Raw genomic sequence first — 11180 nt, 5'->3', positions numbered from 1 at the left:
TCAGGTGCGCAGCAGCTGGTAGCCGAGGCGGTAGACGGTCTGCAGCGGCGAACGGCCGTCGTCGAGCAGGCCGAGCTTGTGGCGCAGGCTGCTGAGGTGGACGTCGATGTTGCGGTCGAAGCGCGCCAGCGGCCGGCCCAGGCCCTGTTCCGACAGCTCGTTCTTGCTGACCGGGCGCCCCGCATGGCGCGCCAGCACTTCCAGCAGGTTGAATTCGGTGCTGGTCAGTTCCAGGTTGGCGCCGTCCCAGGTCGCGCGCCGCTGCTCGGGCAGCACGGTCAGCTTGCCGACACTGAGCACGGCGCCGGCGTTGGCATCCGGCTGGGTGTCGTGGGTACGGCGCAGGATGGCGCGCACGCGCGCGGTCAGTTCACGCGGCGTGCAGGGCTTGGTGACGTAGTCGTCGGCGCCCAGCTCCAGCCCCAGGATGCGGTCGGCGTCGTCGCCGCGACCGGTCAGCATCAGCACCGGGATTTTGCTGCCGGCACGGATGCGGCGCAGCGTCTCGATGCCGTTCAGGGCCGGCATCATCACGTCGAGGACGGCGATCGCATGGCGTCCGCTCAGGGCTTCGCGCGCACCGGTGGCGCCGTCGTGGGCGCAGGCGACCGTGAAGCCTTCGCCTTCCAGGTATTCGGTCAACATGGCGACGAGCTCGGTGTCGTCGTCGATCAGCAGGACGGTATTCATCTCCCGATGATAGCAAACGCGTGCGCGCCAGAGCACGGCGGCGGGCGGGTTTTACCCAGCTTTACGTTGCGCCGAGCCTTGCCGAAGCCGGCCGGACTTACGCGGTTTTACGTTGGATTAACGGCGTTTTACAAATCGTCGTTCCAGAATGAGGTCTTTCGAGATCCCATCAGGAGCAACAACATGAATCGGTTTCGCAACAGCGCGTTCCGCAGCACCGCCATCTTCCTCGCCGCCATGATTGCCGCCACGCCGGCCGCATTCGCCGAGGCTCCGCCGCCCGGCGTGCACGGCAGCGGCCCCGGTGCGCAGGACGGTCCAGACGCCGGACCGGGCCCGGGCGAACGCCGCGGCCCGGACGGCCACGGTCCACACGGGCGCATGGGCGGCCCTGGCCTGCCGTTCTTGCGCGGCGTGGAACTGACCGAGGCCCAGCAAGACCGCCTGTTCGCCATCCTGCACGCCCAGGCGCCGCAGCTGCGCGAGCAGGACAAGATCGAAGACAAGGCGCACGAAGCATTGCGCGCCATGGCCGAGGCAGGCGACTACAGCGAAGCCAAGGCGGCCGGCCACGCCAAGGCACTGGGCCAGGCGATCGCCGCGCGCGAACTGCTGCGCGTGCGCACCGGGGCGCAGGTCATGGCCCTGCTCACGCCGGAACAACGCGCCCAGGTCGGGCGCGCGCCACGTTGATAAGGGAGAGATCATGAACACGACACACCACCATGGCGACCTGCAGTCCGACCTCGACAAGCTGCTCGCCGCCAGCGCGAGCCGGCGCCAGAGCCTGCGCTGGCTGTTCGCCAGCGCCGCCGCCGTGCCGCTCTACGGCTGCGGCGGCGGCAGCGGGTCCGCCGCCGGCAGCGCGGCCACCACCACGCCGGCCACTACGACCGCCGGCGCCGGCACGGCGGCATGCACGGTCATCCCCGAGGAAACCGGCGGCCCGTACCCGGCCGACGGCACCAATTCCGCCAACGGCAAGGTAGCCAATGCGCTGACGCTGTCCGGCATCGTACGGCCCGACATCCGCTGGAGCGTGGCCGGCGCTTCCGGCGTGGCGATGGGCGTGCCGCTGACGATCAGACTCAAGATCGTCAACGTGGCGAACAGTTGCGCGAATGCCGCCGGCGCCACCGTCTACCTCTGGCACTGCGACCGCGACGGCAACTACTCGATGTATGCGAGCGCGATCAGCGCCGAGAACTACCTGCGCGGGGTACAGGAAGCCGATGCCGACGGCATCGTCACCTTCACCACCATCTTCCCCGGCTGCTACGACGGACGCATGCCGCACGTGCACTTCGAGGTGTATCCGACGCTGGTCAAGGCAACGAGCGCGGCGAATCGCGTGAAGACCTCGCAGTTCACCTTCCCGCTGGCGACCTGCAACGAGGTGTACACGGCGACCGGCTATGCGGCCAGCGTGCGCAACCTGGCGCGCATCAGCTACGCGAGCGACAACGTGTTCGCCGACGGCACCGCATTGCAGATGGCGGCCATGAGCGGCGACATGGTGAACGGCTACGTGGCGACGCTGACTGTAGGTGTTTCCCTCTAAAGAAGTTCGCGAGGGGGCAGGGCACATTACAATCGGGGCTTCCTGTCGAGAGTCCCGCGTATTTCATGACCAAGCCCCTGCTGCATTTCTGCCACGGTAACAGCTTCCCCTCCGGTACCTACCGCCAGCTGCTGGACGGCTTGCGTCGCCATTACGACGTCCACTTTACCGACATGGTCGGCCACGATCCGCGCTTCCCGGTGGGCGATGGCTGGAGCGGCCTGGTGGACGAACTGATAGCGCAGCTCGAGGGCCATGGCCGCCCGGCGATCCTGGTCGGCCATTCGCTCGGCGGCATGCTGAGCACGATGGCGGCGGCGCGCCGGCCCGAGCTGGCGCGCTGCGTGGTGATGCTCGATTCGCCCGTGGTCGCCGGCTGGCGCGCGCTGGCCTGGCGCCTGGTGAAACTGCTGGGTAAAGGCTCGCGCTTTTCGCCGGCGCGCTTTTCCGAACGGCGCCGCAATGTCTGGCCGGACCGCGCCGCCGCCCACGAGCATTTCAACTCGAAGGACATCTTCAAGGCCTGGGCGCCGGGCGTGCTCGACGACTATCTCGACGTCGGTCTCGCACCGCATGCGGACGGCGTGCAGCTGCGTTTCGACCGCGCGGTCGAGACGGCAATCTACAACGCGCTGCCGCACCACATGGGCGACGTCATCCGCCGCCGCTTCCCGGTGCCGGTCGGCTTCATCGGCGCGAACCATTCGGAAGAGCTGCGCCAGGCTGGCGTCGCCTCGACGCGCAAGCTGGTCGGCCAGAATTTCGTGATGACCGAAGGCTCGCATCTGTACCCGCTCGAGCACCCGCTGCGTACGGCCCAGCTCACGCACCAGATGATCGGGCGCCTGCTGGGCACGCGCCTTGAACGAAAGCCAATGCTGGCGGAAGGATAAGTCTGGGCACCGCTTTTCGCGTAAAATCGCGGGATTCACAAGCAATCCTGAAAGAAGCGAGCATGGCAATCAAGAGCGATAAATGGATCCGCCGCATGGCGGAAGAAACCGGCATGATCGAACCCTTCGCACCGGGCCAGGTCCGCGAAGAAGAGGGCCGCCGCATCATTTCCTACGGCACCTCGTCGTATGGCTACGATATCCGCTGCGCCGACGAGTTCAAGGTCTTCACCAACATCAACAGCACCATTGTCGACCCGAAGAACTTCGATTCGAATTCGTTCGTGGACATCAAGAGCGACGTCTGCATCATCCCGCCGAATTCGTTCGCGCTGGCACGCACCATCGAATACTTCCGCATCCCGCGTAACGTGCTGACCGTCTGCCTCGGCAAATCGACCTATGCGCGCTGCGGCATCATCGTCAACGTGACGCCGTTCGAACCCGAATGGGAAGGCTACGTCACGCTCGAGTTCTCGAACACGACGCCGCTGCCGGCCAAGATCTACGCCGGCGAGGGCTGCGCCCAGGTGCTGTTCTTCGAATCCGACGAAGTCTGCGAGACCTCGTACAAGGACCGCGGCGGCAAGTACCAGGGCCAGCGCGGCGTGACGCTGCCGAAGACCTGATACGGTTTCAGAAGGCAGGTCTTGTAATCTGTATCATTTTTGGCGGAGGCGGCCATGGCCGATTGCTGCAGCGGCGGCTGTTCTCCGAAGCAGCCGCCGGTCGATCCCGCCTACCGGCGCATCCTGTGGATCGCGCTGGCCGTCAACCTGCTGATGTTCGGCGTCGAACTCCTCGGCGGCTGGGCGTCCGGCTCGGTCTCGCTGCTGGCCGACGCGGTCGATTTCTTCGGCGACGCCGCCAACTACGGCATTTCCCTGTTCGTGCTCGGCCTGGCGCCGCTGTGGCGTTCGCGTACCGCTTTGGTAAAAGGCGCGACCATGGGCGGGTATGGCGTGTTCGTGATCGCCACCGCCTTGTGGCATCTTGCGGCCGGCACGCTGCCGCAGGCGTCGACAATGGGCGCGATCGGCCTTGCTGCGCTGGCCGCCAACCTGCTGGTGGCGGCGCTGCTGTTCGCCTACCGGCATGGAGACGCCAACATGCGCTCGGTGTGGCTGTGTACGCGCAATGACGCGATCGGGAACGTCGCCGTGATGCTGGCGGCGCTCGGGGTGTGGAAAGCGGGGAGTGCTGGCCCGATCTGCTCGTGGCCGGAGTGATGGGTGTGCTCGGCCTGACGGCGGCGCGCAGTGTGATCCTGCAGGCGCGCGGTGAGATGAATGGAAGGCCAGCTGTTGGGGCGCCGTCGATCGTGGAATTAAAACGGTAGGGTGGGGCAATTCAGGCCAATGGCGTGAATTGCGAGCCCACGCGTATAAGCGCGTCCTTGCACCGCACCGTGTCTGGCATACCCGTAAGGTGGGCGGGTCTTCCCGCCCACGCGTCCAACCATCGCATGAACAATCGTGTCGCTACAATGCCAGCACGGTTTGAACGCGTGGGCGGGAGACCCGCCCACCTTACGTCGGCTTGCGGAAGCCGCAGGTTGATGCATGCGCCCGTACCGCGTGGGCACAGGGGCGCCCACCCTACAACCCCCAAAAAAAGAGGAGCCAACGGCTCCTCTTTTCACATCAGGACTCCAACAATCAGTCCTGCTTCACGCAATCCACGAAGTAATCGCGCTTGCCATCCACCTCGCGCTTGACCAGCCCGTGCACGTCGGTCTCGAAGCCCGGGAAGCGCTCGTTGAAGTCGCGCGCGAAGCGCAGGTAGTCGACGATGATCTTGTTGAAGCGCTCGCCCGGGATCAGCAGCGGGATGCCCGGCGGGTAAGGCGTCAGCAGGATCGCGGTGGTGCGGCCTTCCAGGTCTTCGATGGCGACGCGCTCGATGTCGCGGCGCGCCATCTTGGCGAATGCGTCCGACGGCTTCATCGCCGGGACCATGTCCGACAAATACATCTCGGTCGTCAGGCGCGCGACGTCGTACTGCTTGTAGAAGCTGTGGATCTGCGTGCACAGGTCGCGCAGGCCGCGCGACTCGTAGCGCGGGTTGGCGGCGGCGAACTGCGGCATCACGCGCCACATCGGCTGGTTGCGGTCGTAGTCGTCCTTGAACTGCTGCAGGGCGGTGACCAGCGTGTTCCAGCGGCCCTTGGTGATCCCGATCGTGAACATGATGAAGAACGAGTACAGCCCGCACTTCTCGATGATCACGCCGTGTTCGGCCAGGTATTTGGTGACGATCGAGGCCGGGATGCCGGTCTCGCCGAACTTGCCGTCCAGGGACAGGCCCGGCGTGACGACAGTCGACTTGATCGGGTCGAGCATGTTGAAGCCTTCGGCCAGGTTGCCGAAGCCGTGCCAGTCGTCCTCGGCGCGGATCATCCAGTCCTTCTGCTCGCCGATGCCTTCCTCGCCTTCGACGTCCGGGCCCCAGACCTTGAACCACCAGTCTTCGCCGTATTCGGCGTCGACCTTCTTCATGGCGCGGCGGAAGTCGAGCGCTTCCAGGATCGATTCCTCGACCAGGGCGGTGCCGCCCGGCGCTTCCATCATGGCGGCGGCGACGTCGCAGGAAGCGATGATCGAGTACTGCGGCGAGGTCGAGGTGTGCATCAGGAAGGCTTCGTTGAAGGCGTCCTGGTCGAGCTTGACCGATTCCGATTCGCGCACCAGCACCTGCGAGGCCTGTGAGAGGCCGGCCAGCAGCTTGTGGGTCGACTGGGTTGAGAAGATCATCGACTGCTTGGCGCGCGGGCGGTCGCGGCCGATCGCGTGCATGTTCTTGTAGAAGTCGTGGAAGGTCGCATGCGGCAGCCAGGCTTCGTCGAAGTGCAGGGTCTCGATCTTCCCGTCCAACATTTCGCGCAGGGTCTCGACGTTGTAGACCACGCCGTCGTAGGTCGACTGGGTGATGGTCAGGATGCGCGGCTTCTTGTCCTTCGCTTCGCGCGCGAACGGGTTGGCTTCGATCTTGCGGGCGATCGACTCTTCGGTGAATTCTTCGAGCGGGATCGGGCCGATGATGCCGAGGTTGTTCCGGGTCGGCATCAGGAATACGGGGATCGCGCCGCACATGATGATCGAGTGCAGGATCGACTTGTGGCAGTTGCGGTCGACGACGACGATGTCGCCCGGCGCGACGGTAGAGTGCCAGACCATCTTGTTCGAGGTCGAGGTACCGTTGGTGACGAAGTAGCAGTGGTCGGCGCCGTAGATGCGCGCGGCGTTGCGCTCGGACTTGGCGACCGGACCGGTGTGGTCGAGCAGTTGGCCGAGTTCCTCGACCGCGTTGCAGACGTCGGCGCGCAGCATGTTCTCGCCGAAGAACTGGTGGAACATCTGGCCCACAGGCGACTTGAGGAAGGCGACGCCGCCCGAGTGGCCGGGGCAGTGCCACGAGTAAGAACCGTCGTAGGCGTAGTTGACCAGCGCGCGGAAGAAGGGCGGCGCCAGCGAGTCGAGATAGGCCTTGGCTTCGCGGATGATGTGGCGCGCGACGAATTCCGGCGTGTCCTCGAACATGTGGATGAAGCCGTGCAGCTCCTTCAGGATGTCGTTCGGGATGTGGCGGCTGGTGCGCGTCTCGCCGTAGATATAGATCGGGATGTTCGAATTCTTGTGGCGGATCTCCTGCACGAAGGCGCGCAGGCGCGTCAGCGCGGTATCGGTTTCCTCGACCGAGCCGCCGCCGAATTCCTCATCGTCGATCGACAGCACAAAGGCGGAGGCGCGCGACTGCTGCTGGGCGAACTGCGACAGGTCGCCGTAGCTGGTCAGGCCCAGTACTTCCATGCCTTCCTTTTCCATCGCGGCGGCGAGGGCGCGGATGCCGAGGCCGGACGTGTTCTCGGACCGGAAGTCCTCGTCGATGATGATGATGGGGAAACGAAATTTCATTGACTGCTCCAATGCGAAGCGCCGTGGGAACAAGCGACGCCTTCGCAGGGCGGCTTGCCAGCACGGCACCGAAAAATAAGAAGCGGATTTTCGCAGAAAATCCGCCGTCCGGTGGGGATTTTTTCACTAGGGTACCGGGATGCGTCCCGGTACGGCGCACATCAGTGCCGCGCCCGTGGATCAGCCGCGATCCCGGCCTGGCGCCCGTGGCGAAAAGTGCCCGACCAGCGCCGCCAGCAGCACGGCACCGGCCGCCGCGCCGAACGGCATCAGCATGGTCGGCATCGGATCGGCGCGCAAGGCGGCGAACAGGCCCAGCGTCAGGCCGAAGGTGGCCACGCCGCAGGTGGCGGTGAGCAGCCAGGTGCGCCGCGCCAGCAGCGCGACGGCCGCCAGCGAGATGGCGATCTGCTGGGCCACCGACGCCAGCGTCCACTGGCGATGGCGATACAAGGCCTGGTCGGACTTCAGGTTCCACGCGTTCGACGACGCTTCCCAGCGCTCGGCTTCCTTGCGGATCTCTTCCTTCTCGAGCCGGTAGCGGTCGACCTCGCGCCGGTAGCGCGCCGCATCGACGCCGGGGATGCTGGTCGCCAGTTCCGCCAGGTTCTGGCGGTTCGACTTGGCCTGGAAGTGGTTCCAGGCGTTGGCGGCGCTGGTCTTGTCGATCGCCGCATTGCTCTTGTAGAGCGAGGCGTCGTTGTGCGTGCTGCTGCCGAGGAAACCGAACAGGGTGCCGATCGTGGCCAGCACCGCGATCAGCACCGCCACCTTGCCGGCGAAGCCGTCGCCGCCGCGTGGAGCGGGCGCGCTCACGCCGCGCTTCCCTGGCGCTCGTAGGTCACGAAGGCATAGTCGTAGCCGTTCGCTTCCGAACGATGGGTCGCGCGCGCGGTCTCGACCCACACGCCGCGGTCGATGGGCGGGAAGAAGGTGTCGCAATTGAAGCTGTGGTCGATTTCGGTGACGATCATGCGGTCGGCGACGCTCATGGCGGCTGCGAAAATCTGGGCGCCGCCGATGATGCTGGCCGGCGCATCGCCTGCCAGCGCGATTGCCGCCTCCAGCGAAGTGACGGCGTCGACGCCCTCGTGGCGCCATCCGGCGTTGCGGGTGACGACGATGTTGCGCCGGCCAGGCAGCGGGCGGCCGATCGAATCGAAGGTCTTGCGGCCCATGATGATTGGCTGGCCGAGGGTGACGCGCTTGAAGTGCGCCAGGTCTTCAGGCAGGTGCCAGGGCAGCTTGTTGTCGATGCCGATACCGCGCTGCGCGTCGATCGCCACGACCAGGGTCAGGCGGGTCATCGGGCTGGTCCTGGGTGGCGGTGGGAGGCGGGAGCGGGCATGAAGGGAGTCCTGTCGAGGTGAAAATGGAGGAGGGCAGATGGTGTCGCGAGTGGGGCGGTGTGTCAAGTTACTTTGTACTGGCGCGGCTTACCTAATACAGATCGAACAGGCCTGCACCTTCCCAGCGCGGCAGCGGATTCGCCGACTGCGCCGACACCGCCTTCGCGGCATAGCCATCTCCCAAGTTCGCCACCAGCCGCGGAAAGGCGCGGCAATAGCTCGACTGGATGCCGGCCAGGCGCGCGAGCTGGCGGTATTCGATCACGGCGCTGGCCGGCACGGCATCGAGCACGCGCCGCACGCGCTCGCGCCAGTCGTCATGCCAGGGCTGTTCGAGAACGCCCAGGTCGAGAATGCTGTCACCGCGCCCGATGGTGCCGCCGGCCAGCACCCGCGCCAGCACGCCGCGCCGGGCGCCGATGCGCGCCGCCAGCCGTGGCTGGATCGCATCGAGCTGGCCGCAGGCTTCGCACTGGAACATCACGCGTAGGCGCACCTGCGCGCCGATCTGGAGTACGGTGCCGGAAGCGAGACGGGAGGTATCGAGGTCGAGCAGCAGGTTTTCGCGCAATGCCTGGGCGGGCAAGCCCAGGTCGCCGTAGGTCGACGCGCTCGCCAGCAGCAGCTGGCGCGGCGAAAGAGCGTCGGCGTGGAGGTCGCCGGCGATGCCGACGCCGGCGAGCAGGCGCAGGCTGTCGGCGGTAGCGGGCTTGCCTTTCGCCGGGCGCCAGGCAAGCCCTTCGAGGCGGCCGGCGTGCACGCGCTTAGACCGCCACCGGCGCCTTGATGCCCGGGTGCGACTGGTAGTCGACGACTTCGAAATCCTCGAAGCGGTAATCGAACAGCGATTCCGGCTTGCGCTTGATGATCAGTTTCGGCAGCGGCAGAGGTTCGCGCGACAGCTGCAGGTCGGCCTGCTCCAGGTGGTTCGAATACAGGTGGCAGTCGCCGCCGGTCCAGACGAAGTCGCCCACGTCCAGGCCGGCCTGCTGCGCCATCATGTGGGTCAGCAGCGCGTAGGACGCGATATTGAAGGGCACGCCGAGGAAGATGTCGGCGCTGCGCTGGTAAAGCTGGCAGGACAGTTTGCCGTCGGCGACGTAGAACTGGAAAAAGGCGTGGCAGGGCGGCAGCTTCATCTGCGGGATGTCGGCCACGTTCCAGGCCGAGACGATCATGCGGCGCGAATCGGGGGTGGTTCTGATCTGTTCGAGCACCTGGCTGATCTGGTCGATGTGCGCGCCCGATGGCGTCGGCCAGTTGCGCCACTGGTGGCCGTAGATCGGACCGAGCTCGCCGTCGGCGTCGGCCCATTCGTCCCAGATCGAGACGCCGTTCTGCTTCAGGTAGGCGATGTTGGTCGAGCCCTGCAGGAACCAGATCAGTTCATGGATGATCGACTTGAGGTGCACCTTCTTGGTGGTCACCAGCGGAAAGCCTGCGGTCAGGTCGAAGCGCATCTGGTGGCCGAACACGGACAGGGTGCCGGTACCGGTGCGGTCGGTCTTGAGCGCGCCGTGCTCTTTCACATGGCGCATGAAGTCGAGGTATTGGCGCATTGCTGTCCTTCAGGCTGTCTTGAATAAGCACGCTATTTTAACTGATCCGCAAGGATGGCCAGCGCCTCGCGCAGGCGCGCTTCCGGAACGCCCAGCAGGTTGTCGCCGACGTACAGCTCGAAAAAGCTGGTATCCGGCAGCACGCCGTTCGCGATGCGGTTGAACAGCCAGATGCCGTGGCGTTCGGCCAGCTCGGCGCGAATCGCCAGCGCGCGCTCGCGGCTCACCGGCAAATGCAGGTGCAGCATGTTGGCGGCGGGCTTGCCTGGATTGACGCGGATCGCCGGATGCGCGCGCAGCAGATCGACCAGCAGTTCGGTGCGGCGGAAGTAGTCCGGCATCGCGGCCAGACGCGCATCGAACTGCATCGCCGCCGACACGATGTAAGGAGAGCGGTGAATCACGTTGCCGCCCTGGCGCCGGAACCATTCGGCGGCGCGGTCGACGAATTCGCGGGTCCCGAGCAGCAGCGCGCCACCGAGGCCGCCGATGCCCTTGTACAGCGACACATACACCGAGTCGAAGCCGGCCGCGATCTCGGCGGCGCTCTTGCCATAGCCGGCCTGCGCTTCCCACAGGCGTGCGCCATCCATGTGCAAGTGCGCGCCGCGCGCCTTGCAGTGCGCCTTGACGGCTTCCAGCTCTTCCCACGCCGAGACCTGGCCGCCGATCTCGCGCATCGGGATTTCGATACCGACGGCGCCCAGTTTGTCGGGCACAGCTTCCAGGTCGGCGACCGTCCACGGGCGGTTGCGGTCGCCGACCTGCAGCGCGTCGAAGTGGCCGAGCATCTGGTAGTTCGAGCGCTCGTGCACGAAGATATGGGAGGTTGGGTGCAGCGCGGCAGGGGCGTTGCCGCGGTCGGCGCAGGCCAGGCGCAGGGCCGTCACCTGGGCCATGGTGCCGCTGATGCAGAACACGGCGGCGGGAAAGCCGAGCAGGGCGGCGACCTTGTCCTCGAAACGCTCGATCAGGGCGCCGGCGCCGTAGACGTCGTGCTCGACGCCGTGTTGTTCGCACCAGGCAGCCATGGCGGCGTACATGTCGGCGGGCGTGCGAACGCGGTGGCCGGGGAAGACGGTGTCGCAGCGGCGGATGAGTTCAGCGTCGGTCAAGGTGGGCTCCTGGGTGGGGAAGCCACTTTACACTGTAGGTGTGCTACGCGGAAGGGCGGTGGTCGTCGGATGCGCCAACATCGATCACGCGGTGATCCG

At 66.0% G+C, this 11180-nt stretch carries 11 protein-coding genes and 1 pseudogene; 5 read left to right on the top strand and 7 right to left on the bottom strand.

Features of this window, described 5'->3' with window-relative positions:
- Positions 1-690, bottom strand: a complete 690-nt coding sequence (locus tag IFT60_RS05475) for a response regulator transcription factor (protein WP_192050304.1) — start codon at positions 688-690, stop codon at positions 1-3.
- Between the two features lie 183 nt (positions 691-873).
- Between IFT60_RS05475 and IFT60_RS05470 the strand changes: the two genes are divergently transcribed.
- The 5 genes and pseudogenes from IFT60_RS05470 (at position 874) to IFT60_RS05450 (ending at position 4483) form a co-directional block, all read left to right on the top strand.
- On the top strand, positions 874-1383 hold the full coding sequence (locus tag IFT60_RS05470) for a Spy/CpxP family protein refolding chaperone (protein ID WP_192050302.1): 510 nt from the start codon (positions 874-876) through the stop codon (positions 1381-1383).
- A gap of 13 nt (positions 1384-1396) precedes the next feature.
- A complete protein-coding gene (locus IFT60_RS05465) occupies positions 1397-2251 on the top strand; it encodes a dioxygenase family protein (protein ID WP_192050300.1) in 855 nt (284 codons plus the stop codon).
- Between the two features lie 65 nt (positions 2252-2316).
- Entirely contained in the window at positions 2317-3144 is an 828-nt protein-coding gene (locus tag IFT60_RS05460; protein WP_192050299.1) for an alpha/beta fold hydrolase, read from the top strand.
- A 62-nt stretch (positions 3145-3206) separates the two neighbouring features.
- Positions 3207-3773 (top strand): dCTP deaminase, encoded by a 567-nt coding sequence (gene dcd, locus IFT60_RS05455; RefSeq protein WP_192050297.1) that lies wholly within the window; start codon positions 3207-3209, stop codon positions 3771-3773.
- Positions 3774-3827: 54 nt separating this feature from the next.
- Positions 3828-4483: pseudogene (locus IFT60_RS05450) on the top strand (cation efflux transmembrane domain-containing protein).
- 319 nt (positions 4484-4802) lie between these two features.
- Here IFT60_RS05450 and IFT60_RS05445 read toward each other — a convergent pair.
- The 6 genes from IFT60_RS05445 to IFT60_RS05420 all read right to left on the bottom strand — a co-directional run bounded on the left by IFT60_RS05445 (position 4803) and on the right by IFT60_RS05420 (position 11081).
- Positions 4803-7058 carry an arginine/lysine/ornithine decarboxylase gene (locus IFT60_RS05445; RefSeq protein ID WP_192050295.1) on the bottom strand — a complete coding sequence of 752 codons (2256 nt, stop codon included), beginning with the start codon at positions 7056-7058 and terminating at the stop codon, positions 4803-4805.
- Between the two features lie 180 nt (positions 7059-7238).
- Entirely contained in the window at positions 7239-7874 is a 636-nt protein-coding gene (locus IFT60_RS05440; protein WP_192050293.1) for a DUF4337 domain-containing protein, read from the bottom strand.
- The gene (locus IFT60_RS05435) at positions 7871-8365 is read right to left on the bottom strand and encodes a dihydrofolate reductase (RefSeq protein WP_192050291.1); all 495 of its coding nucleotides are present in this window, start codon (positions 8363-8365) and stop codon (positions 7871-7873) included. Before IFT60_RS05435 ends, IFT60_RS05440 begins: the two co-directional genes overlap by 4 nt.
- Positions 8366-8498: 133 nt before the next feature.
- Positions 8499-9167 carry an MOSC domain-containing protein gene (locus tag IFT60_RS05430; protein ID WP_374000525.1) on the bottom strand — a complete coding sequence of 223 codons (669 nt, stop codon included), beginning with the start codon at positions 9165-9167 and terminating at the stop codon, positions 8499-8501.
- 4 nt (positions 9168-9171) lie between these two features.
- Positions 9172-9966, bottom strand: a complete 795-nt coding sequence (gene thyA / locus IFT60_RS05425) for a thymidylate synthase (RefSeq protein WP_192050289.1) — start codon at positions 9964-9966, stop codon at positions 9172-9174.
- A gap of 32 nt (positions 9967-9998) precedes the next feature.
- Positions 9999-11081, bottom strand: a complete 1083-nt coding sequence (locus IFT60_RS05420) for a threonine aldolase family protein (RefSeq protein ID WP_197986224.1) — start codon at positions 11079-11081, stop codon at positions 9999-10001.
- Positions 11082-11180: the final 99 nt, after the last annotated feature.

The sequence above is a fragment of the Massilia sp. CFBP 13721 genome (assembly GCF_014842025.1).
Classification (GTDB): domain Bacteria; phylum Pseudomonadota; class Gammaproteobacteria; order Burkholderiales; family Burkholderiaceae_D; genus Telluria.
This window is presented reverse-complemented; position numbering and strand designations above follow the sequence as displayed.